This window comes from Streptomyces sp. NPDC058671, assembly GCF_042716475.1.
Lineage (GTDB): Bacteria > Actinomycetota > Actinomycetes > Streptomycetales > Streptomycetaceae > Streptomyces.
In genome coordinates this window covers 256,131-282,834 of record NZ_JBHXSA010000008.1, presented here as the reverse complement: position 1 = coordinate 282,834, position 26,704 = coordinate 256,131, and the positions used below count along the sequence as shown (strand labels likewise).

Sequence of the window (26,704 nt, the reverse complement as noted above, 5' to 3'; positions counted from 1 at the left end):
GGTACTGCAGGGGGGACCCTGTGGGAGAGTAGGACGCCGCCGAACAATCATTGTGGGAAAGCCCCGCACCTCATGGTGCGGGGCTTTTCTGCGTTTACGACCAGTTTCACCTTGTGGCGGAGGGGTTCGCCGCCGGTCGGTTGTCAGAGGCGGCCGGAAGATTTCAGGGCGAGGTACGCGTCTGCCAGAGCAGGGGCGAGTGTTTCGGGAGAGGCGTCGACGACCGTGACGCCTCGGCGCTGGAGCTGTTCCGCCGTACGGGCGCGCTGGGACTGCGTCTGGGCGGCCGCAGCAGCTTCGTAGACGCCGTCGATCGTGCCGCGTGTGGCTGCCATGCCGGCGATGTGGGGGTCGGACACCGAGGCCACCAGGACCGTGTGGCGCTGGGCGAGCTGCGGCAGGACCGGGAGGAGGCCCTCTTCGATCGGGGCTGCGTCGAGGCTCGTCAGCAGGACGATCAGGGAGCGGCGAGGAGCGCGTGCCAGGGCGGTCGCGGCCAGGCCTCGGGCGTCGGTCTCCACCAGCTCGGGTTCGAGCGGGGCGAGAGCGTCGACCATCGCGGGAAGTACGTCACCGGCGGAGCGGCCCTGCACCTGGGCGCGGAGCCGTCGGTCGTAGGCCAGCAGGTCCACGCGGTCACCGGCGCGGGAGGCCAGCGCGGTCAGAAGGAGCGCCGCGTCCATGGAGGCGTCCAGGCGGGGGACATCGCCGACGCGGCCGGCGGAGGTACGGCCGGTGTCCAGGACGATAAGGATGTGGCGGTCGCGTTCGGGGCGCCAGGTGCGGACGGCAACCGTGGTCTGCCGGGCGGTGGCGCGCCAGTCGATGGAGCGGGTGTCGTCGCCGGGGACGTACTCGCGGAGGCTGTCGAACTCGGTGCCCTCACCGCGTGTGAGCACGCTGGTGCGGCCGTCGAGTTCGCGGAGCCTCGCCAGGCGTGAGGGCAGGTGCTTGCGGCTGGTGAAGGGCGGTAGGACGCGGACGGTCCACGGGACCTCGTGGTTGCCCTGGCGGGCCGCGAGGCCGAGGGGGCCGTACGAGCGGACAGTGACCCTTTCGGCGTGGCGATCGCCGCGCCGGGTGGGGCGCAGGGTCGTGGTGAGGCGGCGGCGCTCGCCGGCGGGGACGGTGAGCCGGTGGCGGGAGGATGCCTGATCGGTGCCGGGGCGCCAGCTACTGGGCGGCCAGGCGTCGCGGAGCTGGGCGCGGAGAGTCCGGCGCGATGGGTTGGTGACGGTCAGCTGGACGTCAACTCCGTCACCGAGTCGAACGGATGTGTCACCGCTTCGGGTGAATTGGAGCGTTCGTACTGGCGCTGCGAGAGCGTAGTCGCACAGAATTGCGAGGGAGAGAGGCGCGTTCACCGCGAGCATCCCCGTCCAGCTGGGGGCGAGGATGCCGACGGGGAGCGATCCGAGGGCGGCGAGCAGCGCGGTTCGTCCGGTGAGGGCCATGGGGCGCCGTTCTCAGCGGGGGACGGGGACGTGGGCGAGGATCGAGTGGATGACGGAGTCGGGGGTGACCCCCTCCATCTCCGCCTCGGGCCGCAGGTGGATGCGATGACGCAGGGTGGGGAGAGCCAGGGCCTTCACATCGTCCGGGGTGACGTAGTCCCGGCCGGTGAGCCAGGCCCAGGCGCGGGCGGTGGAGAGCAGGGCGGTGGCGCCTCGGGGAGAGACCCCGAGCGTGAGTGAGGGGGATTCACGCGTGGCTCGACAGATATCGACGACATAGCCGGCGATCTCGGGGGAGACCGAGACCTTGGCGACGGCGGTCCGGGCGGCTTCAAGTTCGGCGGGACCTGCGACGGGGCGGACGCCGGCGGCCTTCAGGTCGCGGGGATCGAAGCCCTCGGCGTGACGGGTGAGGACCTGGATCTCGTCCGCGCGCGAGGGCAGAGGAATCGTCAGCTTGAGCAGGAAACGGTCCAGTTGGGCTTCGGGGAGGGGGTAGGTGCCCTCGTACTCGACCGGGTTCTGGGTCGCTGCGACCAGGAAGGGCTCGGGCAGGGCGCGGGGGGTTCCGTCCACCGTGACCTGGTGTTCCTCCATTGCCTCCAGGAGGGACGACTGGGTCTTCGGGGGCGTGCGGTTGATCTCGTCTGCGAGCAGGAGGTTGGTGAAGACCGGACCGGGCTGGAAGGAGAACTCGGATGTGCGGGTGTCGTAGACCAGGGAGCCGGTGACATCGCTCGGCATGAGGTCGGGGGTGAACTGGACGCGCTTGGTGTCGAGTTCGAGCGCGGCGGCGAGCGAGCGGACCAGCAGGGTCTTGGCGACGCCGGGTACGCCTTCGAGGAGGACGTGGCCCCGGCAGAGCAAGGCGACGACGAGACCGGTGACGGCGGGGTCCTGGCCGACCACCGCCTTCGCGATCTCGGTGCGCAGGGCCTCCAGGGAGGCGCGGGCGCTGTCCGAGTCCGTGGTGGTCTCGGGGGTCGGGGCGCTCATGAGGTGCGTACCTCTCTTTCGAGGGCGTCGAGTTGGTCCGCCAGGCGGATGAGAGTGGCGTCGTCGGCCGGAGCCGGGCCGAAGAGGAGGTGTCCGGGGTCCGAGGCGGTCTCGGGGAGACGGGCGGAGAGCGCGGGGAGGAGGCGCTCGGGGGAGTGGGCGTCCTGGACGGGGACGCCGAGTGCGGGGGCTAGTCGGGTCCGGGTCGCGGTGCGGAGGACGGTGGCGGCGCGGTCGCGGGCGTTCGCCTTGCGGTAGAGGCGGGCTCGGCCCTCGGTGGCCTCCGAGGCGCGGACGGCGACGGGGAGGCGCTCGGTCACCAGGGGGCCGAGGCGGCGGCCGCGCCAGAGGGCGGCGAGCAGGGCCGCGAGGGCGAGTTGGAGTGTGCCCCACAGCCAGCCGGACGGGATGAGTGCGAAGAAGTTGCCCGTGGTGTCGTCGTCGGGTGCGTCGACGGCGGAGGTGCCGGAGAGAGAGGGGAGGTACCAGACGAGATGGGCACGGGAACCGAGGAGTTGCAGGGCGAGCGAGGCGTTGCCCTGCTGGTCGAGACGGTCGTTGTAGAGGATGTCGGGCGAACCAAGGAGGACGGTGTCGGTGGCGTCGGGGCCGGGGAGGCGGACCAGGGTCGGCAGGCCGTCGGAGGGGTAGCAGGCGTCGATGTCGGCGCCGGGGTCGGTGAGGTACCGCTCGCCGCCGAGCTCGGCGCTGCCCGCGCGGGTGGCGGCGTCCAAGGTGCAGGAGGGGGCCAGGCTCTCCACGGGGGCGCTGGTGGCGCTGGTGACGTCCGGGGCCAGGGTGGGGAGGGAGGGCATGCCGGGGCCGAGAAGGACGGTGCGGCCCGCGGCTCCGGCGAGGGTCCGGCGGAGCGTCACCTGTTGAGTCTCCGTCAGCAGGTCCGGGGCGGTGACCAGGAGGGTGCTTTCGCCGTCGGTCGCGGCCGTGGCCTCGTCGAGGGTCGTGGCGAGGGTGATCGTGACACCGCGGGCTCGGAGGAGTTCGGCGACGGCGCGGCTGCCGTGGGGGTCGGTGGAGCGGGGGTCGAGCGCGCCGTGGGAGCCGGTGGACTGCACGGTCGCCAGGACGATGCCGCCGATGAGGACCAGGACGAGGACGAGGGCCGCGCCGCGGGCGCGGGTCCAGTGCTGGCCGGGGGTGAGCGCGGTCGAGGTGGTGCCGGTGGCGGGGCGGTTCACGCGGGTGTCCCCGTGGAGGCGGTGTCGAGGGTGGGTCGGGTCCGCTCGAGGGCGGTGTCCAGTTCCTCGATGCGGCGGTACGCGGGTTCGTCGGCGGTGCGGCCGCCGTATGTGACGTCGTCGAAGGTGCGGGCGGCGAGGCGCAGTTCGTCTGCCTGGGAGGGCAGGGAGCGGCCGGCCTCGGCGGCTGCCTCGTCGGCGGTACGGCCGGGGCGGGGGTCGAGGAGGCTGCGCTCTTCGAGGGAGCGGACGACGGCCCGCATGCGTTCCTGGACCGCCTGGTTCCAGAGTCCTGCGGAGGCGTGTCGGGCGGCGGCGGCCCGGTGGTCGCGGGCGGTGCGGGGTCCGTCCGTAAAAAGGGAGTCGCCGGTGGCGCCGGGGGCGCGGCGCGGGGCGCCGAGGCGCCACCAGAGGGCGGCGACGAGGGCGGCCACGAACAACACCACGACGACGAGGCCGAGTACGCCGCCGGGGGTGGCCGCGGATGCCGCGCTGAAGAGGTCACCTACCCACTCCCAGAAGCGGTCGAGGCCGCGCTGGAGGAGGTTCGGGTCGTTCTCGTGGTACATCGGCTTGGACAGCTCCCGTTCCGCGGCCTCGCGGGCCGGGACGCGGGAGATGTCCACCGGTACGTCGCCGTCGGCGCGCGGTCGTCCCGGTGCCGTGGCCGTTCCCCCGGTGACCGTCACGGCATCAGCCTCCGACGGTGTGGTCGCCCGGTGTGGGGCCGTAGCCGGGGAGGCCGGCGGCTCGTGCGAGTTCGAGGTCCAGGGCTTCCCGGCGGATGCGCTGGTCCACGTAGAGGAGCACCGTGACGCCGGCGGAGATCGGGTAGGTGATCGCGCTGGTGATCACGCTGCCGATGCCGGTGATGATCAGGAACGGCCAGCCGAAGGTGGGGGACGAGCCGGAGAGCAGGCCGGAGAAGCCGTCGCCGTCGACCGCGATGGCGATGATCGCGAAGGGAATCGCGATGATCATCGCGAAGACGAAGATCAGCAGCTGGGTGAGGAGGGTGATGCCGAAGATCCGCCACCAGGAGCCCTGGACCAGCTTGGCGGAGCGCTTCAGCGACGGGATCACGCCTTGGCGCTCCAGCATCAGGGCGGGGGAGGCCAGGCTGAAGCGGATCATCAGCCACGCTGCGACCGCCAGGGCGCCGACTCCCCCGAGGAGGACGAGGGCCGCGCCTGCGGCGCCTCCGAGCAGAAGCCCGGGAAGCACGCCGGTCAGGACGAGGGCCGCGCTCAGGCCCGCGAGCAGCAGAGTGAGACCGAGGAGCTGGAGGAGGCGGGGACGGGCCTCCTGCCAGGCGGAGCTGAGCGAGACCGGGCGGCCGAGTACGGCGCGGCTGATGACGACGGTCAGCAGGGCGGCGCAGACCAGGGAGGCCATGAGCGTCACGAGGAGGACGGGACCGAGACCGATCAGGGACGACTGGGCCGAGTCGAGGGACTGCTCGAGCGCCTCGGCGGGGGTGACGTCCGGGTTGGTCGCCGGGGCGGCCGGGACGAGATACCGCTGGGCGAGGATGCTCGTGATCTGGGAGACCACCGCGACGGTGACCGAGATGGTGAGGACCGTGCGCCAGTAGGTGCGGAGTGTCTTCACCGCGCCGTCGAGGATCTCGCCCATGCCCAGCGGGCGCAGCGGGATGACGCCGGGCTTCGCGGCCGGAGGCCGGCCCCAGTGGGCGTTCGGCGGCGGACCGCCCCAGCCCTGGCCCGGTACCGGGGTGCGCGGCGGGGGCGGGGTCCGGTCGGTGGGCGGGGACCACTGGCCGGCGGGCGGCTGGTCCTTCGACCACTGAGGGGCGGAGCCGGAGCCGTTCGCGTCGGCCGGAGCGGGCCGGGGAACGCCGGTGCCGTCCTGGTCGTCGGAGGGGGCGGATCCGGGCGAGGTCCAGCCCGGAGTGTCGTTCACGGTCGTCCACCTCGGAGGAATGGTCGCGGTGCCGGATCGGCGAAACCGGCTCGGTCACGGCGGCCGACACCTGACATGGCGGCGGGCCGGGTGCCATCGTGCCACGCGGGACCCGCCCGTGGGCGGGCCCGGCCTTGTCGTTCGTACCTTCGTCCGGAGGTTCATTGTGCGAGCGGCAGGCTGCACACTGTGCGGATACCCGATCATCATGCGCGAACCGTGCGATGACGGGCCGAGCGGGGTGCGGCCGACGGGGTCGCGGTCCAGGCTGGGGGAGGCGCTGTGGGACAGGTCACGGCAGGTAACGATTGGCTAATGGGATGATGTCGATATGAAGGGACGCGTTCTTGTCGTCGACGACGACACCGCACTGGCCGAGATGCTCGGCATCGTGCTGCGGGGTGAAGGGTTCGAGCCGTCGTTCGTCGCGGACGGTGACAAGGCGCTTGCCGCATTCCGGGAGGCCAAGCCTGACCTGGTGCTGCTCGACCTGATGCTGCCCGGTAGGGACGGCATCGAGGTGTGCCGCCTGATCAGGGCCGAGTCGGGTGTGCCGATCGTCATGCTCACGGCCAAGAGCGACACGGTGGACATCGTGGTGGGTCTGGAGTCCGGGGCCGACGACTACATCGTGAAGCCGTTCAAGCCGAAGGAGCTGGTCGCCCGTATCAGGGCACGGCTCCGGCGGTCGGAGGAGCCGGCTCCGGAGCAGCTCACCATCGGTGACCTCGTCATCGACGTGGCCGGGCACTCCGTGAAGCGGGACGGGCAGTCCATCGCCCTGACCCCGCTCGAGTTCGACCTGCTGGTCGCGCTCGCGCGCAAGCCGTGGCAGGTCTTCACCCGTGAGGTCCTGCTGGAGCAGGTCTGGGGCTACCGGCACGCGGCCGACACCCGGCTGGTGAACGTGCACGTCCAACGGCTGCGCTCGAAGGTCGAGAAGGACCCGGAGCGTCCGGAGATCGTGGTCACCGTCCGTGGTGTCGGTTACAAGGCGGGGCCGAGCTGACATGAGCCAGGGCAGTGCTGCTCCGAAGCCCGGGGACCCGGGAGTCCGTACGGGGCGGACTGCCGGACCGGGGCGGGGGGGCTCGCGTTCCGGTCGTCTGCCGCGCGGCGGACGGCTGTTCCGGGACGGGGCGCCGGGTGGACCGGTGCTCCGCCTCTTCGCGCGCTGGGTGCGCCGGCCGTTGCTGCCCGCTGTGCGGCTGTGGCGGCGGAACATCCAGCTGAGGATCGTCGCGGGCACCCTGTTGATGTCCCTCGGAGTGGTGCTGCTGCTCGGCCTGGTCGTCATCGGCCAGGTCCGCAACGGTCTGCTCGACGCCAAGGAGAGGGCCGCCCAGAGTCAGGCCGCGGGTGGCTTCTCCGCCGCCCAGGACAGGGCGGCGACCACCTCGTCGGCGCCCGGCCAGCAGGTCGGCGGGCGGACCGGTTCCTCGGTGAACTGGCGCTCCACGCTGGTCGAGCAGCTCGCCAGCGGCGGCCAGAGCGCCTTCAACGTGGTGGCGCTCTCCCTCGACACCGATGACACCGCGAGTCGCGGGGTGCGTGCCTCGGGTGAGGTCGACCCCGCCACGAGCATCCCCGTCGAGCTGCGGCACTCGGTCGCGCAGGGCGCGGACACCTTCCAGAAGTTCACGAGGATCCACTACACGAGCGGCAAGGCGTCCGAGGCCGGTCTGGTGATCGGCAAGCGGCTGAACGATGCCGACGGTACCCAGTACGAGCTGTACTACCTCTTCCCGCTGACGCAGGAGGAGGACTCCCTCACCCTGGTCAAGGGCACTCTGGCGACTGCCGGGCTGTTCGTCATGGTGTTGCTCGGTGCCATCGCCTGGCTCATGGTGCGACAGGTCGTCACGCCCGTGCGGATGGCAGCGGGGATCGCCGAGCGGCTCTCGGCCGGCCGGCTGCAGGAACGTATGAAGGTCACTGGCGAGGACGACATCGCCCGGCTCGGCGAGGCCTTCAACAAGATGGCGCAGAACCTCCAGCTCAAGATCCAGCAGCTGGAGGAGCTGTCGCGGATGCAGCGCAGGTTCGTCTCGGACGTGTCGCACGAGCTGCGCACCCCGCTGACCACGGTCCGGATGGCCGCCGATGTCATCCACGAGGCCCGGGTCGACTTCGACCCCGTCACCGCCCGCTCCGCCGAGCTCCTCGGCGACCAGCTCGACCGCTTCGAGTCGCTGCTCTCCGACCTCCTGGAGATCAGCCGCTTCGACGCGGGCGCGGCTGCCCTGGAAGCCGAGCCGATAGACCTGCGGCAGGTGGTGCGCCGGGTCATCGGCGGCGCCGAGCCCCTGGCCGAGCGCAAGGGGACCCGGATCGTGGTCGTCGGCGACCAGCAGCCCGTGGTGGCCGAGGCGGACGCCCGCCGGGTCGAGCGGGTGCTGCGCAACCTCGTCGTCAACGCCGTCGAGCACGGTGAGGGCCGGGACGTGGTGGTGAAGCTGGCCGCCGCGGGCGGCGCCGTCGCCGTGGCCGTACGCGACTACGGCGTCGGGCTGAAGCCCGGCGAGGCGACCCGGGTGTTCAACCGCTTCTGGCGTGCCGACCCCGCGCGGGCGCGGACCACCGGCGGCACCGGCCTCGGGCTGTCCATCGCGGTCGAGGACGCCCGGCTGCACGGCGGCTGGCTCCAGGCCTGGGGCGAGGCCGGTGGTGGCTCGCAGTTCCGGCTCACCCTGCCGCGTACCGCGGACGAGCCGCTGCGGGGCTCCCCCATCCCCCTGGAGCCCGAGGACTCACGACGCAACCGTGAGCAGACGGCCGTCGGACGCGCCCAGGAGGTCGCCCGCCGCACGGCGGTGCCGGCGCAGTCCGTCGGCGACCGGGCGCAGCTCGCCGTACCGCCGAGGCTGCCGGTGCCGTCGCGGGCGTCCGTCGACCCGACGGCCCTGCCCGGCAGCGGCGCACGGGTGGTGGCGCGCCCGGCGACGGACGGTGACGTCGGTGGGCCCGGCCCGGTGACGGCCGGCGGGAACGGGAACGCGGAGCGGGAGGACGGGACACGTGGGCGTTGACTCCACGGCGGGGCACGCGGGGCGGGACTTCCGAGACGGACGGGGGGTACGGGCACGGAGCACGCGCGCGATGGTGCTCGCCGCGTGCGGCGGGCTCCTGGTGACCGGCTGCGCGACGATGCCCGACAGCGGTGACGTCCAGGTCGTGCGGGGTGCCAATCAGGGCGACTCACAGGTCCGGGTCTACGCCGTGGCGCCCCGGGCGAACGCGGACCCGGACGAGATCGTCGACGGCTTCCTGGAAGCCATGACCAGTGACGACCCCGGATTCGCCACCGCACGCAAGTACCTGACGAAGCAGGCCGCGCGGACCTGGGAGCCGGAGGAGAGCATCACGGTGCTCACCACGGCGCCCGCCCGCGAGGCCGCCGACCGCAACGCCGACCCCGACATTGAGGGCCGCGCCTACCCGCTCTCCGGCCGCAAGATCGCGACCGTGGACGCGCGGCACGCGTACCAGCCGATCAGTCCCGCCCCGTATCTGCAGTCGATCCATGTCGTGCAGCAGCCGGCCGCCGACGGCAAGTCCAAGGAGTGGCGGATCGCCAGCCTGCCGCCCGGTCTGGTGCTCGGCGAGGCCGACTTCCTGCGCAACTACCGGTCGGTCAACAAGTACTACTTCGCGTCCGGGGAGGACTGGGTCGTCGCCGATCCCGTCTACATCCGGCAGCGGCAGGACCCCGTCACCCGGATGGACTCGGTCACACAGACGGTGAAGGCGCTCCTCGAAGGCCCCACGAACTGGCTCAAACCGGCTGTGGACTCGCGCTTCCCGTCCGGTACGGAGCTGGCGAAGGGCGTCACCACGCTGACGACCGACGACCAGTCCACGCTGAAGGTGCCGCTGAACGCCAAGGCGGACCGGGTCGGCGGCGAGGCGTGTCGGCGGATGGCGGCGCAGCTGCTGTTCACCCTGGGCGATCTGACCTCCGTACGCGTCGAGCAGGTGGAGCTGCTGGGGTCGACGGGTCAGTCGCTGTGCCGTCTGGGCAAGGGGCAGAAGTCCGAGTTCGCCGCGGTCAGGAACACGGACCGGCAGGAGAACCCGTACTTCGTCGACGCCCACCACAAGCTGATGATGCTGGTCGTCGGGGCCAAGGAGGCGAACACGCCCGTGGAGGTGCCCGGCCCGTTCGGCAAGGGCACGACGCCGCTGCGGTCGGTCGCCGTCGACCGGGGCGAGACCCGCGCCGCCGGGGTCGGGCAGAGCGGCCGGGATCTCCTCGTCTCGTCCATCACCACCGAGCAGGACTCCCTGCCGCCGGTTCTGAGCAGCAAGGCCGCCAAGCCCGGCGACCGGCTGTCCGCGCCCAGCTGGGACGGCCGGGGTGATCTGTGGGTCGCCGACCGCGACCCCGCCGCGCCCCATCTGTGGATGGTGCCCGACGGCACCGGTGTCCCCGTCAAGGTGCGGACGCCGTGGCTGGGGGAGGACGCCAGGATCGAGTCCCTGCGGGTCTCCGCCGACGGGGTCCGGATCGCTCTGGTGGTCACCCGCGGCGAGCGCACCACCCTGCAGATCGGCCGGATCCAGCGGCAGACCACGGGGGAGGAGCCGGTTGTCTCGGTGCTCGACCTCCAGCCCGCCGCGCCCCGGATGGAGTCGGTGACGGCCGTGTCCTGGGCGGGGCCGAGCCGGCTCGTCGTCGTCGGCAGGGAGGCGGGCGGGGTCCAGCAGATCCGCTACCTGCAGACGGACGGCTCGACGTCGGCGACCTCGGTGCTCCCCGGTCTGAACGGGGTGACCTCGGTGGCCGCGCCGCACGGCGACTCGGTGCCGCACGACGACTCCGCGCCGGTGGTCGCCGACTCCGGTGACGACGGCATCGTCCGGCTCGCGCCGGGCACCAACTGGCAGCCGGTGGTCAAGGACGGCACCTCGCCCGTCTACCCGGGGTAGCGGGAAGCGTCGGGGGGCGCCGGACCTGACGTACTCCGGCGCCCGGCCGAGGTCCCTCGGGTCTCCGGCCGGAGTCTGGGATTCCAGGGTTTTCCACAGGGGTGGTCCGGGAGCCGCGCAGGGCGCAGAGTGGAGCCATGCGGGGGTGGTGGCGCGAGATCGCCGGGCTGGTGCTGCCGGTGGCCTGCGGAGGCTGCGGCAGACCGCGTACGGAGCTGTGCGCCTCCTGCGCGGCCGTACTGAGCGGGGGAGAGGCGGGACCGCGCCGGGTGCGGCCCTCGCCCGAGCCCGCCGGGCTGCCCGCGGTCCATGCCGTCGCGCCGTACGCCGACGCCGTGCGGGAGTTGCTCCTCGCCCACAAGGAACGCGGGGCGCTCACCCTGGCCCGCCCCCTGGGCGACGCGCTGGCCCGTGCCGTGGAGGCCGCCGCCGTGGGCGCCAGGGGCTCTTCGGCCGCCCCGCTGCTCCTCGTACCGGTGCCGTCCTCCCGGCGCTCCGTGCGGGCGCGTGGCCATGATCCGACGCGGCGGATCGCGCTGGCCGCGGCGGCACGGCTGCGGTCGACGGGGTGGCCGACGCGGGTCGTGCCGGTGCTGCGGCAGCGGCGGTACGTGGCGGACCAGGCAGGTCTCGGAGCGCGCGGGCGGCTCGCGAATCTCTCCGGCGCCCTGGAGGTCGTACCGGGCGGCAGACGGCTGCTCGCGCCGGGAAAGGTGGTGCTCGTGGACGACCTGATGACCACGGGAGCCTCGCTGGCGGAAGCGGCGCGCGCCCTCGGAGCCGTCCATCTTCCGTTCATTCCTGAATTACCGAACGGTTTACCGGGCGGTTCGGCGCAGCACGGATTCGAACAGCGGGTGGCGGCTGTCATCGCATCCTCTCCCGCTTCGTTCGAAATAAACCGGAACTCCTCGGGAACCTGGATCGTTGCAGGTGGTGAGAGGTGAAAGCACCCGTGTGGAGGTATGTCGCGGTAGCGGGTGCCGACACCCGTCCGGAGGGGCTATGTTCGGTTGAGAGGAATGGTGAAAGCCATCGCCTCGACGAATACTGGTTGCGCCTGCAGGACAGGAGTTCAGTGCGAATCAACCTCTTGTCGATGGGGTGGGGATCTTGTCGACTGGGGAGGAGGAGGTGAAGTCGCCTAGTCCGAGCTCCGGTAAACCACCGGAGTCTGGTGCAAAGGGAGAAGCCCTGCGGCCGAGGAGCCGATCAGGGCGATCCGGGAACGGAGTTCTGCGTGGACATCGTCGTCAAGGGCCGCAAGACCGAGGTGCCCGAGCGGTTCCGCAAGCACGTGGCCGAGAAGCTGAAGCTGGAGAAGATCCAGAAGCTCGACGGCAAGGTGATCAGCCTCGACGTCGAGGTGTCCAAGGAACACAACCCGCGGCAGGCCGACAGGTCTGACCGAGTGGAGATCACCCTCCACTCCCGAGGCCCGGTGATCCGGGCGGAAGCTGCGGCAGGCGACCCGTACGCGGCGCTCGACCTCGCGAGTGACAAGCTCGAGGCGCGACTGCGCAAGCAGCACGACAAGCGGTACACCCGCCGTGGAAACGGCAGGCTTTCGGCGGCCGAGGTCGGGGACGTCGTGCCCGGCGTCGCCCAGTTCGACGGGGACGGCAACCTCGTCGCGGACGAGACCGACGAGGTACCGACCAAGATGGTGGGCCCGATCGAGGTCCAGGGCGACGGCCCGCTGGTGGTCCGCGAGAAGACGCACAAGGCCGCCCCGATGACGCTCGACCAGGCGCTCTACGAGATGGAGCTGGTCGGTCACGACTTCTATCTCTTCGTCGACTCCGACACGAAGCAGCCGAGCGTCGTCTACCGGCGACACGCCTACGACTACGGCGTCATCCATCTGGAGAGCGACCCGCTCGCCGAGGGCCGAGGCGCCGGCGGCGCGCTCGGCGGCTGACGGCCCGGAGCCGCGCCCACCGACCCCACACTCCTCAGTTGCCCCCTATGGTGCCCCTGGAGCGCTTTTCGCGCCCTCAGGGGCACCCCCGTGCGTCCAGGGAACACACCGTCACCGCCCGGGCATGAAATCATGACGTGCACGCCAACCGGTGCTCTCCGGGCACCGGTTGAAGGACCGGAAACGAATTCAGGCCACGGCCTTCAGGGGGAAGAGCGATGGCGGACAGCTTCGGACCGGTGCTCAGCGGGCGCGAGCACGGTAGTGCGGTCCCCGAGGGATCGGATTCGGACAGCGGCGCATTCCGCAGGGAGCCCATCCGGGTCCTCGTCGTGGACGACCACGCGCTCTTCCGGCGCGGACTGGAGATCGTCCTCGCGCAGGAGGAGGACATCCAGGTCGTCGGAGAGGCCGGGGACGGGGCGGAGGCGGTCGACAAGGCCGCCGACCTGCTGCCCGACATCGTCCTGATGGACGTGCGGATGCCCCGGCGCGGCGGTATCGAGGCGTGCACCTCCATCAAGGAGGTGGCCCCCAGCGCGAAGATCATCATGCTGACGATCAGCGACGAGGAGGCCGACCTCTACGAAGCGATCAAGGCGGGCGCCACCGGCTACCTCCTCAAGGAGATCTCCACCGACGAGGTCGCGACCGCCATCCGCGCGGTCGCGGACGGGCAGTCGCAGATCAGCCCCTCGATGGCGTCGAAGCTCCTCACCGAGTTCAAGTCGATGATCCAGCGCACCGACGAGCGCCGGCTCGTGCCCGCGCCCCGGCTGACCGACCGCGAGCTGGAGGTCCTCAAGCTCGTCGCGACCGGGATGAACAACCGGGACATCGCCAAGGAGCTGTTCATCTCGGAGAACACCGTGAAGAACCACGTCCGGAACATCCTGGAGAAGCTCCAGCTCCACTCCCGGATGGAGGCCGTGGTCTACGCGATGCGGGAGAAGATCCTCGAGATCCGCTAGCCGCCCCCGGCGGACGCCCGTTCGGGCCCGGCGGACGCTCGCTCAGGCCAGTGCGCGGACCAGCTCCGGTGCCAGCTCGGGGTGGTTCATCCGCTCCGGCACCACCGACACCGCGTCGCAGCCGACCCACGCGGCCGCCTCGCGCAGGGCCGTCGCCACCGCGGGCACGGCCCTCGGGCCGTCGAGCGTCACCTGCCGGGCGACGAGCGTGCTGCCCTCGCGGGCGGGGTCCACCCGGCCGACGAGACGGCCCCCGGCGAGGACCGGCATCGCGAAGTAGCCGTGGACCCGCTTGGGCTTCGGCACGTACGCCTCCAGACGGTGGGTGAAGCCGAAGATCCGCTCCGTGCGGGCCCGCTCCCAGATCAGCGAGTCGAACGGCGACAGCAGCGTCGTACGGTGCCGGCCGCGGGGCTCCGAGGCCAGCGCCGCCGGGTCCGCCCAGGCGGGCTTGCCCCAGCCCGCCACCGTGACGGGGACCAGCCCCGCCGCCTCGACCACGGCGTCGAACTGCTCGCCCTTGATCCGGTGGTAGTCGGCGATGTCCGCGCGCGTCCCCACCCCCAGCGCCTCCCCGGCCTGCCGCACCAGGCGCCGCACGCACTCGGTGTCGTCCAGGTCGTCGTGCAGCAGGGCCTCCGGAATGGCCCGCTCGGCCAGGTCGTACACCCGCTTCCAGCCGCGCCGCTCGATCACGACCACCTCGCCGTACATCAGGGCCCGCTCGACGGCGATCTTGGCGTCGGACCAGTCCCACCACTCGCCCTTGTTCTTCGCGCCGCCCAGCTCCGTCGCCGTCTGCGGTCCCTCGGCCCGCAGCTGGTCGACCACCTTGTCGTACGCCCCCGCGGACAGATCGTGGTGCCACTGCGGGCGGCTGCGGTAGGCGCGGCGGCGGAAGGCGAAGTGCGGCCACTCCTCGACGGGCAGGACGCAGGCCGCGTGCGACCAGTACTCGAAGGCGTGGGCCTCGGTCCAGTAGGCGTCCTCGACCGTCGTACGGCCGACGGCGCCCAGGCGCGCGTACGGAATGAGTTCGTGCGAGCGGGCGAGTACGGAGATGGTGTCGAGCTGCACCTGCCCCAGGGCGCGCAGCACCCCGCGCACACCGGCGCGACGGTCGGGCGCGCCCAGGAAGCCCTGGGCGCGCAGCGCGATCCGCCGGGCTTCGTCGGCGGACAGTTCGGCGGCGGGGCGCGGCACAGTCGTCATGGACGGCACCCTAGGCCCCGGCACTGACAGCCGGTCCCGGGCGGCCCGTCGGCCGTGAGCGGACCCGCCAGGTCGCACGTCAGCCCCCGCCCTGTACCCGGCCTCCCGCCGTACGTCCGCGCGCCCAGGTCCGCCCGGCCCCCCGGGTCGCACGTCAACCCCGTCCTGCCCCCGGCCTCCCGCCGTACGTCCGTCCCGTCCCGGTCCGTCGAGCCGTCGGCCGGACGTCAGCCCTGGGCGGGCAGGTCGCGGGTCGTGAGGTACGGCAGCGGGCTCGGGAGGCCGAAGTCGGAGGGGAGCAGGGCGCCCACCCAGCTGTCCCTGAGCGTGCCCTTGTTGGTGAGGCCGGCGCGCTGGGCGCCCTCCATCACGAAGCCCACGCGCTCGGCCACCGCGCGCGAACCGACGTTGCCGACCTCGGCACGCCACAGCAGGCGGGTGCAGCCGAGCGCGGTGAAGGCCCAGTGGGCGAGGGCCCGGACGGTCTCCGTCATGTAACCGCTGCCCCGGTGCTCCTTGCCCAGCCAGAAACCGACCTCCCAGACGCCCGTGCCCCGGCTGGACAGGGTGACGGCGGCGAGCAGCGGGCCGCCTGCCAGCGGTTCGACGGCGAAGGCGTACTCGGTGTCGTCGCGCCAGCCGTCGGGCACGAGCCGGTTCAGGAAGAACTCGGCGTCCTGCCGGGTGTAGGGGTCGGGGACGACGGTCCAGCGCAGGATGTCCGGATCCTGACAGATGGTGTACACCGCGTCGGCGTCCTCCGGAACCCAGTTCCGCAGGCGCAGGCGGTCGGTGGTGAGGGTGATCGGCTCCATGACTGGATTGTGGTGAGCCGCCGGATCGGAAGCGAACACTTTTCGGATGGGGCGGCACCTTCCGCCCACCTCGTGCGTTCTCTTTCCGGGCGGACGTACGGCTCCGGCACTGTGGGCCTCCCTTCGCGAGGGCGGTCTCGCTTACGATGGCCGTTGCGGTGGGGACCACCTGCCGTGCCCGCGCTCGCGTCCATGACAAGACCCAGTGCCAGGCCCGACCGGCAAGGAGACCAGCCTCAGTGTCCGTCTTCAACAAGCTCATGCGTGCAGGCGAAGGAAAGATCCTGCGCAAACTGCACCGCATCGCGGACCAGGTCAACTCCATCGAAGAGGACTTCGTCAACCTCTCCGACGCCGAGTTGCGGGCGCTCACCGATGAGTACAAGCAGCGGTACGCCGACGGTGAGAGCCTCGACGACCTGATGCCCGAGGCCTTCGCGACCGTGCGCGAGGCCGCCAAGCGTGTTCTCGGTCAGCGCCACTACGACGTCCAGCTGATGGGTGGCGCCGCCCTCCACCTCGGCTATGTCGCCGAAATGAAGACCGGTGAGGGCAAGACCCTCGTCGGCACCCTCCCGGCGTACCTCAACGCGCTGTCCGGCAAGGGCGTCCACCTGATCACGGTGAACGACTACCTCGCCGAGCGCGACTCCGAGCTCATGGGCCGGGTGCACCGCTTCCTCGGCCTGTCCATCGGCTGCATCCTCGCCAACATGACGCCGGCCCAGCGCCGCGAGCAGTACAACTGCGACATCACGTACGGCACGAACAACGAGTTCGGCTTCGACTACCTGCGCGACAACATGGCGTGGTCCAAGGACGAGCTCGTCCAGCGCGGCCACAACTTCGCCTGTGTCGACGAGGTCGACTCCATCCTCGTCGACGAGGCCCGTACGCCGCTGATCATCTCCGGCCCGGCCGACCAGGCGACGAAGTGGTACGGCGACTTCGCCAAGCTCGTCACCCGCCTCGCCAAGGGCGAGCCCGGGAACACGCTCAAGGGCATCGAGGAGACCGGCGACTACGAGGTCGACGAGAAGAAGCGGACCGTCGCCATCCACGAGGCCGGTGTCGCCAAGGTCGAGGACTGGCTGGGCATCGACAACCTCTACGAGTCGGTGAACACGCCGCTCGTGGGCTACTTGAACAACGCCATCAAGGCGAAGGAACTGTTCAAGAAGGACAAGGACTACGTCGTCATGGACGGCGAAGTCATGATCGTCGACGAGCACACCGGCCGTATCCTCGCCGGCCGCCGCTACAACGAGGGCATGCACCAGGCGATCGAGGCCAAGGAGGGGGTGGCGATCAAGGACGAGAACCAGACCCTCGCCACGATCACCCTGCAGAACTTCTTCCTCCTGTACGACAAGCTCTCCGGCATGACCGGTACGGCCATGACCGAGGCCGCCGAGTTCCACCAGATCTACAAGCTGGGCGTCGTCCCGATCCCCACGAACAGGCCGATGATCCGCAAGGACCAGTCGGACCTGATCTACCGGACCGAGGTCGCCAAGTTCGCCGCCGTCGTCGACGACATCGCGGAGAAGCACGAGAAGGGTCAGCCGATCCTCGTCGGCACGACCTCCGTCGAGAAGTCCGAGTACCTCTCGCAGCAGCTCTCCAAGCGCGGCGTGCAGCACGAGGTCCTCAACGCCAAGCACCACGACCGTGAGGCGAGCATCGTCGCCCAGGCCGGCCGCCGCGGCGCCGTCACCGTCGCCACGAACATGGCCGGTCGCGGTACGGACATCAAGCTCGGCGGCAACCCGGACGACCTCGCCGAGGCCGAGCTGCGCCAGGCGGGCCTGGACCCGGTCGAGCACGTCGAGGAGTGGGCCGCGGCCCTTCCCGGCGCCCTGGAGCGGGCCAAGAAGGCGGTGCAGGCGGAGTTCGAGGAGGTCAAGGACCTCGGCGGGCTGTACGTGCTGGGAACCGAGCGGCATGAGTCCCGCCGTATCGACAACCAGCTGCGCGGTCGTTCCGGCCGTCAGGGCGACCCCGGCGAGTCCCGCTTCTACCTCTCCCTCGGCGACGACCTGATGCGTCTGTTCAAGGCGCAGATGGTCGAGCGCGTGATGGCCATGGCCAACGTGCCGGACGACGTGCCGATCGAGAACAAGATGGTCACCCGCGCCATCGCCTCCGCCCAGTCGCAGGTCGAGACCCAGAACTTCGAGACCCGTAAGAACGTCCTGAAGTACGACGACGTCCTCAACCGGCAGCGTCAGGTCATCTACGGCGAGCGCCGTCGAGTCCTGGAGGGCGAGGACCTGCAGGAGCAGATCCAGCACTTCATGGACGACACGATCGACGACTACATCCGCCAGGAGACCGCCGAGGGCTTCGCGGAGGAGTGGGACCTCGACCGCCTGTGGAACGCCTTCAAGCAGCTCTACCCGGTGAAGGTCACCGTGGAGGAGCTGGAGGACGCGGCGGGCGACCGGGCGGGCATCACCGCCGAGTTCATCGCCGAGTCCATCAAGGGCGACATCCACGAGCAGTACGAGGCGCGTGAGAAGCAGCTCGGCTCGGAGATCATGCGCGAGCTGGAGCGGCGCGTGGTCCTCTCCGTCCTGGACCGCAAGTGGCGCGAGCACCTCTACGAGATGGACTACCTCCAGGAGGGCATCGGTCTGCGCGCCATGGCGCAGAAGGACCCCCTGGTCGAGTACCAGCGCGAGGGCTTCGACATGTTCACCGCCATGATGGAGGGCATCAAGGAGGAGTCCGTCGGCTACCTGTTCAACCTGGAGGTCCAGGTCGAGCAGCAGGTCGAGGAGGTCCCGGTGCAGGCGAGCGCTCCCTCGCTCGACAAGCAGGACGCGGTGCCGGCCCCCGCCGGGCGTCCGGAGATCCGCGCCAAGGGCCTCGAAGCCCCGCAGCGGCCGGACCGGCTGCACTTCTCCGCGCCGACCGTGGACGGTGACGGCGGCGTCGTCGAGGGCGACTTCGCCTCCGACGACGCGGACGCCGGCGACGGGATGACCCGGGCGGAGCGCCGCAAGGCCCAGAAGAACGCGGGCGGTGGGCGTCGCCGTAAGAAGTGACGTCGTGCCGCTGAGGCGGTGAAGCGTCGCGTGGGGGCCGGTCGCCTGTCGGGCGACCGGCCCCTTCGTCATGCGCGGCCGGTCGCCGTGCCCAGGCCGTCCAGTTCGACCGCGGCGCAGCGCCAGCGCTGGTCGGCGCCGCGCTCCAGGCGGAACGCCATCGCGCGGACGCGGGGCCCCGTGGCGATCGTCGCGAAGGCCTCCACCGCCGTCCGGTCGGTGTCGACCTGGGCCGAGCAGCGGCGCAGGACCGGGCGGGGTCCCAGGGACCGCAGGGGCGTCTCCGGGGCGATCCGGACCAGCTGCTCGTACGCCTCGCCGACGGTGTGCCCGAGCATGCAGTGGACCGGTCGTTCCCCGCTGAGTACGGCGAGCAGGCGCTCGGCGAAGACGGTGTGCGGGGGGAGCGCGCGGGGCGCGGTGGCGGCAGCGGGACGGGTGCCCGCGGGGCCACGCGGGCGGGTGCCGGCGGGGCCGCCGGGCGCGGTGCGGGGGCGGGGGGTGCGCGGGGCGCTGGGGCGGGTGGTCGCGGTGGAGGGGTGCGGCTGCGGGTGCGGCGTCGCCGTGGTGGTCGCAGTGGAGGCGTGCGGCGTCGCGGTGGCGGTCGCCGCGGAGGCGTGTGGTGTGGCGGCGGAGGCGTGCGCTGTCCGGGTGGTGGTCCTGAGGGTGGTGGTCATGACGGTCCCCTGTCGTTGCGTAACCGGTTGGTACCGGTCAGTAACTTCCGTTGGGGATCTTGTACGGGTGGGCCCGGACCGCCCGCAAGCGGCCCCGGCCCCCGGAGCCGTCGGGACGGGAATCACCTATCCGGGTGACGCGCCGGAAAATCGGCTCTCCGGGCCGTACGGAAGGGCATGCCGTGGTGGACGCGGGGCGACCGCCGCCCGGATCCCCGAAGGGGGACCTCCCACGTATCCTGAGGGCCTCTCCGTCGACGAAAGCGGCCAGCCATGCGCGTGTACGTTCCACTGACCCTCCCCGGTCTCGCACAGGCGCACAAGGCGGGCGAGCTGGGCCCCGGCCCGCTGACGGCCTACGCCGTGACCCCCGCCCTGCGCGAGTGGTACGTCTCCGACGACATCGAGGAACTGGAGTACGCGGCGCTCAACCGGGCCGCGTCCGCCTCCCTGCGTCTCCTCGCCGGCGACCCCGGAGCGCCCCGGCGCCGGATCGTCGTCGCCGTCGACGTGGCCGACAAGGACGCGGTCACGGACCCCGACCGCGGGCTCGACGCCGGTTCCATCGGCGAGGTCCGGATCGCCGCAGCCGTGCCGATCGCCAAGGCGGCCGCGGTGCACGCCGACGCGGACGACGCCGAGCGGGACGTGACGGCCGCCGCCGCCGCGCTGGGGGCGGCGGACCAGGGTGACGACGACGCGCAGTTCGTCGTGGACGGGGCCGAGGACCACGAACTGCTGTGGTTCGGGGTGCAGGAGATTCCGGCGTTGCTGGGCTGACCTGCGCGGACCCCACCGGCGAGTCTTCGTTGTCGTAGCCGCCGGGTACCGTCCTTCCATGGGGAAGCGCGACGGCTTGCGCGGCAAGCATCTGGTCTGGGACTGGAACGGAACACTGCTCGACGACACCAGCGCGGTCATCGGCGCGACGAACGCGGCCTTCGCCGAGCTCGGGCTCGAACCGATCACGCTGGAGCGGTACCGCGAGCTGTACACGGTGCCGGTGCCCAAGTTCTACGAGCGGCTCATGGGGCGGCTGCCCACCGACGCCGAATGGACCGTCATGGACGGCGTCTTCCACCGGCACTACTGGGTGCGCGCCGAGAACTGCGGGCTGACCTCCGGTGCGGCGGAGCTGCTCGCCGCGCGGCAGGCGTCCGGGTTGACGCAGTCGCTGCTGTCCCTCGCCCCGCACGCCGACCTGATCCCTCTGGTCCGGCGGCACGGGATCGCGGAGCGGTTCCTGCGCATGGACGGGCGCGTCGACACCTCGACGGACGGGAAGTCCGGGCACATGGTGCGGCACCTGGCCGCGCTCCAGGGCGTCCCGGCGGACCGGGTCGTGGTCATCGGTGACGCGGCGGACGACGCGGCGGCGGCGGCGCACGTGGGCGCGCGGGCCGTGCTGTACACCGGGGGGTCGCACAGCCGGGCGTCGCTGGAGCGGGTGGGCGTGCCGGTGGTGGACTCCCTCGAGGAGGCGGTGGCTGTCGCGGAGACGTTGATGTAGACCGCCGCCGCGACGCGCCCGCCTCGCGCCTCAGGCCTCGTGGGGAGCCGCGTCCCGTCTCGCGCCTCAGGCCTTCGAGCGGAGGACCTTCAGGAACTCGCGCATCCAGGTGGGGTGGTCCGGCCAGGCCCGGGAGGAGACCAGGAGGCCGTCGACCACCGCCGCGCTGTCCTGGAAGGTCGCTCCCGCCGCCTGCATGTCGAGTTCGAGCGCCGGGTACGCCGTGACCCGGCGGCCCTCGAGGCCGCCGACCGCCGCCGTCAGGAGCGGGCCGTGGCAGATCTGGGCCACCGGCTTGTCCGCGTCGAAGAAGGCCTTGAGCACCTTGCGGAGTTCCGGGTCGTTGCGCAGGTACTCCGGCGCCCGGCCCCCCGGGATCACCACCGCCACGTAGGCGCCCGGGTCGACCTCCGAGAAGGCCAGGTCGGCGGGCCAGGTGTAGCCGGGCTTCTCGGTGTACGTGTCGAAGCCGGGCTCGAAGTCGTGGACGACGAACCGGAGCTGCTTGCGCGCGGGGGCCGCGATGTCGACCTCGTATCCCTCTTCGAGCAGCCTCTGGTAGGGGTACATCACCTCCAGCGACTCCGCCGCGTCCCCGGTCACGATCAGGATCTTCGCCATGGCTCTCCCAGATCACAGATGTCGGTCTGCCGTGTGCTGCGCCCGTGCTCGGGTACACGCTGCCCGTGGCGGGGTGCTTTGCCAAGAGGACATGTGTCGCTGTCCATAACGTCAAACTTCCACCCCCTCTTTTGTACACATACGGACCATGACGGCGCGGGGGGCGAGGGCGATAGGCTTTTCCCGTGATCAGCGCAATACGCCGAGGGGGCAATGCAGCCCCCGGCTGCCGCCCGGCCCGCGACAGGGGCCGGGCCGACCGTGCGTTCGCCGATCCCCTCCGTCCGGGCGGGCCGCGCTCCGTGGCCGGCAACGACCCGGGCATCTCTCATCAGGGCACAGCGTCGACCTCGACCGGAATCACCGCGTCGTGGCGTTGTGCCCCTTCTTCCACCGACGTCACGCAACGGCGCGCGACAGGAGTCAGAGGACATGCAGACCAAGCTGGACGAAGCCAAGGCCGAGCTGCTCGAAAGGGCCGCCCGGGTAGCTGAGCACAGCCCGGTCGGGGGGCGACTTCCGACGGGCCCGGAGGGTGCTGGGGAGCGCCCGGACCGGGACGCCGTACTCGAGTACCTCCAGCGCTACTACCTCCACACGGCGCCGGAAGACCTCGGTGACCGCGACCCGGTCGACGTGTTCGGTGCCGCGCTCTCCCATTACCGGCTCGCGGAGAACCGTCCACAGGGCACGGCGAACGTACGCGTCCACACTCCGACGGTCGAGGAGAACGGCTGGACAAGCAGCCACTCCGTGGTCGAGGTCGTCACCGACGACATGCCGTTCCTCGTCGACTCGGTCACCAACGAGCTGTCACGCCAGGGTCGTGGAATCCATGTCGTGATCCACCCGCAGGTCCTGGTCCGCCGGGATGTCACGGGAAGGCTGATCGAGGTCCTCTCGGCCCAGATCCAGGGCGAGCTGCCGCACGACGCGCTGACCGAGTCCTGGATCCACGTCGAGATCGACCGCGAGACCGACCGCGCCGACCTCAAGCAGATCACCGCCGATCTGCTGCGTGTCCTGTCCGACGTCCGCGAGACGGTCGAGGACTGGGACAAGATGCGCGAGGCCGCCCTGCGGATCGCCGAAGGCCTCCCGGCCGAGCCCACGGCGACCGATCTGCGTCCCACCGAGGTGGAGGAGGCCCGCGAGCTGCTGCGCTGGCTCGCCGACGACCACTTCACCTTCCTCGGCTACCGCGAGTACGAGCTGGTCGACGGTGACGCCCTCTCCGCCGTCCCCGGTACGGGCCTCGGCATCCTGCGCTCCGACCCGCACCACTCGGGCGACGACGAGGGCCACCACGCCCACCCCGTCTCCCCGTCCTTCAGCCGGCTGCCGGCCGACGCCCGTGCCAAGGCGCGCGAGCACAAGCTGCTGATCCTGACGAAGGCCAACAGCCGGGCGACCGTGCACCGCCCCTCGTACCTCGACTACATCGGTGTGAAGAAGTTCGACGCCGCCGGCAACGTCATCGGTGAGCGCCGCTTCCTCGGCCTGTTCTCCTCGGCCGCCTACACCGAGTCCGTCCGTCGCGTCCCGGTCGTCAAGCGCAAGGTGCAGGAGGTCCTGGAGGGCGCCGGCTTCTCGCCGAACAGCCACGACGGCCGCGACCTGCTCCAGATCCTGGAGACGTACCCGCGCGACGAGCTGTTCCAGACGCCGGTCGACCAGCTCCGGTCCATCGTCACCAGCGTCCTGTACCTCCAGGAGCGGCGCCGGCTGCGGCTCTACCTGCGCCAGGACGAGTACGGCCGCTACTACTCGGCCCTCGTCTACCTGCCGCGCGACCGCTACACGACCCGCGTCCGGCTGCGGATCATCGAGATCCTGAAGGAGGAACTCGACGGCACCAGCGTCGACTTCACCGCCTGGAACACCGAGTCGATCCTGTCCCGGCTGCACTTCGTCGTCCGCGTCAAGACCGGCACCGAGCTGGCGAAGCTCACCGACGCCGACGTCGAGCGCATCGAGGCCCGGCTCGTCGACGCCGCCCGCTCCTGGGCCGACGGCTTCGCCGAGGCGCTGAACGCCGAGTGCGGCGAGGAGCGCGCCGCCGAGCTGCTCCGCCGTTACGGCAACGCCTTCCCCGAGGGCTACAAGGCCGACCACTCGCCGCGCGCGGCCGTCGCCGACCTCGTCCACATGGAAGCCCTCATCCGCACCAGCGGCAAGGACTTCGCACTCTCCCTGTACGAGCCGGTCGTCGCGGCCCCCGGTGAGCGCCGCTTCAAGGTCTACAAGACGGGCGACCCGATCTCGCTCTCCGCCGTCCTGCCGGTCCTCAACCGGCTCGGCGTCGAGGTCACCGACGAGCGCCCGTACGAGCTGCGCTGCGCCGACCGTACGCACGCCTGGATCTACGACTTCGGTCTGCGGCTGCCCGTCTCCACCGGCAACGGCGGCGACTCCTTCGGCGACGACGCCCGCGAGCGTTTCCAGGAGGCCTTCGCCGCCACCTGGACCGGCGAGGCCGAGAACGACAACTTCAACTCGCTCGTCCTCTCCGCCGGGCTGACCTGGCGCGAGGCGATGGTGCTGCGCGCGTACGCCAAGTACCTGCGTCAGGCCGGCGCGATGTTCAGCCAGGACTACATGGAGGACACCCTCCGCAACAACGTCCACACGACCCGGCTGCTCGTCTCCCTCTTCGAGGCCCGGATGTCCCCGGAGCGCCAGCGCGCCGGCACCGAGCTGACCGACGGCATCCTGGAGGAGCTGGACGGCGCCCTCGACCAGGTCGCGAGCCTGGACGAGGACCGGATCCTGCGGTCCTTCCTCACCGTCATCAAGGCCACGCTGCGCACGAACTTCTTCCAGAAGACGTCGGACGGGCAGCGCCACTCCTACGTGTCGATGAAGTTCGACCCGCAGGCCATCCCCGACCTCCCGGCGCCCCGCCCGGCCTTCGAGATCTGGGTGTACTCCCCGCGCGTCGAGGGCGTCCACCTGCGCTTCGGCAAGGTCGCCCGAGGCGGTCTGCGCTGGTCCGACCGCCGTGAGGACTTCCGTACGGAGATCCTCGGCCTGGTCAAGGCCCAGATGGTGAAGAACACCGTCATCGTGCCGGTCGGCGCCAAGGGCGGCTTCGTCGCCAAGCAGCTCCCGGACCCGTCCGTGGACCGTGACGCCTGGCTGGCCGAGGGCATCGCCTCGTACAAGACCTTCATCTCGGCGCTGCTCGACATCACCGACAACCTGGTCGCGGGCGAGGTCGTGCCCCCGGTCGACGTCGTCCGCCACGACGAGGACGACACCTACCTCGTGGTCGCCGCGGACAAGGGCACCGCGACCTTCTCCGACATCGCCAACGGCGTCGCGGAGTCGTACGGCTTCTGGCTCGGTGACGCCTTCGCCTCCGGCGGCTCCGCCGGCTACGACCACAAGGGCATGGGCATCACGGCCCGCGGCGCCTGGGAGTCCGTCAAGCGCCACTTCCGCGAGCTGGGCCACGACACCCAGACCGAGGACTTCACGGTCGTCGGCGTCGGTGACATGTCCGGCGACGTCTTCGGCAACGGCATGCTGCTCTCCGAGCACATCCGCCTCGTCGCCGCCTTCGACCACCGCCACATCTTCATCGACCCGAACCCGGACGCGGCCGTCTCCTACGCCGAGCGCCGCCGCCTCTTCGACCTGCCCCGCTCGTCCTGGGCCGACTACGACCCGTCGCTGCTCTCCGCCGGCGGTGGCATCCACCCCCGCAGCGCCAAGTCGATCCCGGTCAACGCGCACGTCAGGGCCGCCCTCGGCATCGAGGACGGCGTCACCAAGATGACCCCGGCCGAGCTGATGAAGGCGGTGCTCCAGGCACCCGTCGACCTGCTGTGGAACGGCGGCATCGGTACGTACGTCAAGTCCTCCGTCGAGTCCAACGCCGACGTCGGCGACAAGGCCAACGACGCCATCCGCGTCGACGGCCAGGACGTCCGCGCCAAGGTCATCGGCGAGGGCGGCAACCTCGGCGCGACCCAGCTGGGCCGCATCGAGTTCGCTCGCTCCGGCGGCCCCGAGGGCCACGGCGGCAAGGTCAACACCGACGCCATCGACAACAGCGCCGGCGTCGACACCTCCGACCACGAGGTCAACATCAAGATCCTGCTCAACGGGCTCGTCACCGAGGGCGACATGACCGTGAAGCAGCGCAACCGGATCCTCGCGGAGATGACCGACGAGGTCGGCACGCTCGTCCTGCGCAACAACTACGCGCAGAACACGGCCCTGGCCAACGCCGTCGCCCAGTCGCCCTCGCTCCTCCACGCCCACCAGCGGTACATGCGCCGCATGGGCCGTGACGGGAACCTCGACCGGTCCCTGGAGTTCCTGCCCAACGACCGGCAGATCCGCGAGCTGCTCAACAACGGCCGGGGCCTGAGCCAGCCGGAGCTCGCCGTCCTCCTCGCGTACACCAAGATCACGGTGGCCGACGAGCTCATCGGTACGGGGCTGCCCGACGACCCGTACCTGCGCGGGCTGCTCCACGCGTACTTCCCGACGCTGCTGCGCGAGAGGTTCCCCGAGGCCGTCGACAACCACGCCCTGCGCCGCGAGATCGTCACCACGATCCTCGTCAACGACGTCGTCAACACCGGCGGCTCGACCTTCCTGCACCGTCTGCGCGAGGAGACCGGCGCGTCGATCGAGGAGATCGTCCGGGCCCAGACCGCCGCCCGCGTCGTCTTCCGTCTCAGCCAGGTCTGGGACGCCGTCGAGGCGCTCGACAACCGGGTGCCGGCCGAGATCCAGACCCGGATGCGGCTGCACTCCCGCCGGCTCGTCGAGCGCGGTACGCGCTGGCTGCTCAACAACCGGCCGCAGCCGCTGCAGCTCACCGAGACCATCGACTTCTTCGCCGAGCGCGTCGACGAGGTCTGGGAGCAGCTTCCGTCGCTGCTGCGCGGTGCGGACCTGGAGTGGTACCAGTCGATCCTGGACGAGCTGACCGCGTTCGGTGTGCCGGAGGAGCTCGCGCTGCGGGTCGCCGGTTTCTCGTCCGCGTTCCCGATCCTCGACGTCGTCGCGATCGCGGACCGCACGGGCAAGGACCCGCTGGCGGTGGCCGAGGTCTACTACGACCTGGCCGACCGGCTGCGGATCACCGACCTGATGGACCGGATCATCGAGCTGCCGCGCAGCGACCGGTGGCAGTCCATGGCCCGCGCCTCGATCCGAGAGGACCTGTTCGCGGCGCACTCGGCGCTGACGGCGGACGTCCTGGCGGCGGGGGAGGAGACGGAGAGCCCGGAGCAGCGGTTCAAGGCCTGGGAGGAAAAGAACGCGGCGATCCTGGGCCGCGCGCGGACGACCCTGGAGGAGATCCAGGGCTCGGACACCTTCGACCTGGCGAACCTGTCCGTGGCGATGCGGACGATGCGGACGCTGCTGCGTACGCACAGCTAGGGATGTGAGAGGCAGGGGCCCCGCCG

At 71.2% G+C, this 26,704-nt stretch carries 19 protein-coding genes; 10 read left to right on the top strand and 9 right to left on the bottom strand.

The features are described from left to right. Positions 1–143 precede the first annotated feature (143 nt). Genes ACFWV2_RS13285 through ACFWV2_RS13265 form a run of 5 tightly spaced genes read right to left on the bottom strand, consistent with a single transcriptional unit; the run spans position 144 to position 5,569 of the window. Positions 144–1,454, bottom strand: a complete 1,311-nt coding sequence (locus tag ACFWV2_RS13285) for a DUF58 domain-containing protein (protein ID WP_384405098.1) — start codon at positions 1,452–1,454, stop codon at positions 144–146. Positions 1,455–1,466: 12 nt separating this feature from the next. Continuing rightward, positions 1,467–2,450 (bottom strand): AAA family ATPase, encoded by a 984-nt coding sequence (locus tag ACFWV2_RS13280; protein ID WP_384405097.1) that lies wholly within the window; start codon positions 2,448–2,450, stop codon positions 1,467–1,469. Continuing rightward, positions 2,447–3,646 carry a DUF4350 domain-containing protein gene (locus ACFWV2_RS13275; RefSeq protein ID WP_384405096.1) on the bottom strand — a complete coding sequence of 400 codons (1,200 nt, stop codon included), beginning with the start codon at positions 3,644–3,646 and terminating at the stop codon, positions 2,447–2,449. The genes ACFWV2_RS13280 and ACFWV2_RS13275 overlap by 4 nt, the downstream gene beginning before the upstream one ends. Then, positions 3,643–4,335, bottom strand: a complete 693-nt coding sequence (locus ACFWV2_RS13270; RefSeq protein ID WP_384405095.1) for a DUF4129 domain-containing protein — start codon at positions 4,333–4,335, stop codon at positions 3,643–3,645. The genes ACFWV2_RS13275 and ACFWV2_RS13270 overlap by 4 nt, the downstream gene beginning before the upstream one ends. 4 nt (positions 4,336–4,339) lie before the next feature. Then, positions 4,340–5,569 (bottom strand): hypothetical protein, encoded by a 1,230-nt coding sequence (locus tag ACFWV2_RS13265; RefSeq protein ID WP_384405094.1) that lies wholly within the window; start codon positions 5,567–5,569, stop codon positions 4,340–4,342. Between the two features lie 331 nt (positions 5,570–5,900). Between ACFWV2_RS13265 and mtrA the strand changes: the two genes are divergently transcribed. The 6 genes from mtrA to ACFWV2_RS13235 all read left to right on the top strand — a co-directional run bounded on the left by mtrA (position 5,901) and on the right by ACFWV2_RS13235 (position 13,390). Continuing rightward, positions 5,901–6,578 carry a two-component system response regulator MtrA gene (gene mtrA / locus ACFWV2_RS13260; RefSeq protein WP_250769064.1) on the top strand — a complete coding sequence of 226 codons (678 nt, stop codon included), beginning with the start codon at positions 5,901–5,903 and terminating at the stop codon, positions 6,576–6,578. Position 6,579: 1 nt separating this feature from the next. After that, positions 6,580–8,598, top strand: a complete 2,019-nt coding sequence (mtrB, locus tag ACFWV2_RS13255) for an MtrAB system histidine kinase MtrB (RefSeq protein WP_384405093.1) — start codon at positions 6,580–6,582, stop codon at positions 8,596–8,598. A gap of 70 nt (positions 8,599–8,668) precedes the next feature. Continuing rightward, positions 8,669–10,498, top strand: coding sequence for an LpqB family beta-propeller domain-containing protein (locus tag ACFWV2_RS13250; RefSeq protein ID WP_384405092.1), 1,830 nt, complete (start codon positions 8,669–8,671; stop codon positions 10,496–10,498). Positions 10,499–10,635: 137 nt separating this feature from the next. Next, on the top strand, positions 10,636–11,445 hold the full coding sequence (locus ACFWV2_RS13245) for a ComF family protein (RefSeq protein ID WP_384405091.1): 810 nt from the start codon (positions 10,636–10,638) through the stop codon (positions 11,443–11,445). Between the two features lie 293 nt (positions 11,446–11,738). Continuing rightward, positions 11,739–12,419, top strand: coding sequence for a ribosome hibernation-promoting factor, HPF/YfiA family (gene hpf, locus ACFWV2_RS13240; RefSeq protein WP_384405090.1), 681 nt, complete (start codon positions 11,739–11,741; stop codon positions 12,417–12,419). 218 nt (positions 12,420–12,637) lie between these two features. Next, positions 12,638–13,390: a response regulator gene (locus ACFWV2_RS13235; protein ID WP_384405089.1), complete on the top strand. Its 753-nt coding sequence runs from the start codon at positions 12,638–12,640 to the stop codon at positions 13,388–13,390. A gap of 42 nt (positions 13,391–13,432) precedes the next feature. Here the strand turns inward: ACFWV2_RS13235 and ACFWV2_RS13230 are convergent, their stop codons facing one another. Together ACFWV2_RS13230 and ACFWV2_RS13225 are read right to left on the bottom strand one after the other, a co-directional pair. Then, a complete protein-coding gene (locus ACFWV2_RS13230; protein ID WP_384405088.1) occupies positions 13,433–14,602 on the bottom strand; it encodes a winged helix-turn-helix domain-containing protein in 1,170 nt (389 codons plus the stop codon). A 227-nt stretch (positions 14,603–14,829) separates the two neighbouring features. Then, positions 14,830–15,417 carry a GNAT family N-acetyltransferase gene (locus tag ACFWV2_RS13225; RefSeq protein WP_384405087.1) on the bottom strand — a complete coding sequence of 196 codons (588 nt, stop codon included), beginning with the start codon at positions 15,415–15,417 and terminating at the stop codon, positions 14,830–14,832. 239 nt (positions 15,418–15,656) lie between these two features. On the opposite strand from ACFWV2_RS13225, the gene secA reads away from it, so the two are divergent. Then, positions 15,657–18,467 (top strand): preprotein translocase subunit SecA, encoded by a 2,811-nt coding sequence (gene secA, locus ACFWV2_RS13220; RefSeq protein WP_384405086.1) that lies wholly within the window; start codon positions 15,657–15,659, stop codon positions 18,465–18,467. 68 nt (positions 18,468–18,535) lie between these two features. Here secA and ACFWV2_RS13215 read toward each other — a convergent pair whose 3' ends face one another. After that, positions 18,536–19,144 carry an Rv3235 family protein gene (locus ACFWV2_RS13215; protein WP_384405085.1) on the bottom strand — a complete coding sequence of 203 codons (609 nt, stop codon included), beginning with the start codon at positions 19,142–19,144 and terminating at the stop codon, positions 18,536–18,538. 273 nt (positions 19,145–19,417) lie between these two features. Here ACFWV2_RS13215 and ACFWV2_RS13210 point away from each other — a divergent pair, with 273 nt between their 5' ends. Both ACFWV2_RS13210 and ACFWV2_RS13205 read left to right on the top strand, forming a co-directional pair. Next, on the top strand, positions 19,418–19,924 hold the full coding sequence (locus tag ACFWV2_RS13210; protein WP_384405084.1) for a DUF6912 family protein: 507 nt from the start codon (positions 19,418–19,420) through the stop codon (positions 19,922–19,924). A gap of 58 nt (positions 19,925–19,982) precedes the next feature. After that, a complete protein-coding gene (locus ACFWV2_RS13205) occupies positions 19,983–20,654 on the top strand; it encodes an HAD family hydrolase (RefSeq protein WP_384405083.1) in 672 nt (223 codons plus the stop codon). A gap of 66 nt (positions 20,655–20,720) precedes the next feature. Here the strand turns inward: ACFWV2_RS13205 and ACFWV2_RS13200 are convergent, their stop codons facing one another. Beyond that, positions 20,721–21,275 (bottom strand): DJ-1/PfpI family protein, encoded by a 555-nt coding sequence (locus tag ACFWV2_RS13200; RefSeq protein ID WP_384405082.1) that lies wholly within the window; start codon positions 21,273–21,275, stop codon positions 20,721–20,723. Positions 21,276–21,707: 432 nt separating this feature from the next. Here ACFWV2_RS13200 and ACFWV2_RS13195 point away from each other — a divergent pair, with 432 nt between their 5' ends. Then, the gene (locus ACFWV2_RS13195) at positions 21,708–26,678 is read left to right on the top strand and encodes an NAD-glutamate dehydrogenase (protein WP_384405081.1); all 4,971 of its coding nucleotides are present in this window, start codon (positions 21,708–21,710) and stop codon (positions 26,676–26,678) included. Positions 26,679–26,704: the final 26 nt, after the last annotated feature.

Bases quoted from the DNA above. Each gene is read 5' to 3' on its own strand.
- ACFWV2_RS13285 (WP_384405098.1), bottom strand. From the start codon at position 1,454: ATGGCCCTCACCGGACGAACCGCGCTGCTCGCCGCCCTCGGATCGCTC.
- ACFWV2_RS13280 (WP_384405097.1), bottom strand. From the start codon at position 2,450: ATGAGCGCCCCGACCCCCGAGACCACCACGGACTCGGACAGCGCCCGC.
- mtrA (WP_250769064.1), top strand. From the start codon at position 5,901: ATGAAGGGACGCGTTCTTGTCGTCGACGACGACACCGCACTGGCCGAG.
- mtrB (WP_384405093.1), top strand. From the start codon at position 6,580: ATGAGCCAGGGCAGTGCTGCTCCGAAGCCCGGGGACCCGGGAGTCCGT.
- ACFWV2_RS13250 (WP_384405092.1), top strand. From the start codon at position 8,669: ATGGTGCTCGCCGCGTGCGGCGGGCTCCTGGTGACCGGCTGCGCGACG.
- ACFWV2_RS13245 (WP_384405091.1), top strand. From the start codon at position 10,636: ATGCGGGGGTGGTGGCGCGAGATCGCCGGGCTGGTGCTGCCGGTGGCC.
- ACFWV2_RS13235 (WP_384405089.1), top strand. From the start codon at position 12,638: ATGGCGGACAGCTTCGGACCGGTGCTCAGCGGGCGCGAGCACGGTAGT.
- ACFWV2_RS13230 (WP_384405088.1), bottom strand. From the start codon at position 14,602: ATGACGACTGTGCCGCGCCCCGCCGCCGAACTGTCCGCCGACGAAGCC.
- ACFWV2_RS13225 (WP_384405087.1), bottom strand. From the start codon at position 15,417: ATGGAGCCGATCACCCTCACCACCGACCGCCTGCGCCTGCGGAACTGG.
- ACFWV2_RS13215 (WP_384405085.1), bottom strand. From the start codon at position 19,144: ATGACCACCACCCTCAGGACCACCACCCGGACAGCGCACGCCTCCGCC.
- ACFWV2_RS13210 (WP_384405084.1), top strand. From the start codon at position 19,418: ATGCGCGTGTACGTTCCACTGACCCTCCCCGGTCTCGCACAGGCGCAC.
- ACFWV2_RS13205 (WP_384405083.1), top strand. From the start codon at position 19,983: ATGGGGAAGCGCGACGGCTTGCGCGGCAAGCATCTGGTCTGGGACTGG.
- ACFWV2_RS13200 (WP_384405082.1), bottom strand. From the start codon at position 21,275: ATGGCGAAGATCCTGATCGTGACCGGGGACGCGGCGGAGTCGCTGGAG.
- ACFWV2_RS13195 (WP_384405081.1), top strand. From the start codon at position 21,708: ATGCAGACCAAGCTGGACGAAGCCAAGGCCGAGCTGCTCGAAAGGGCC.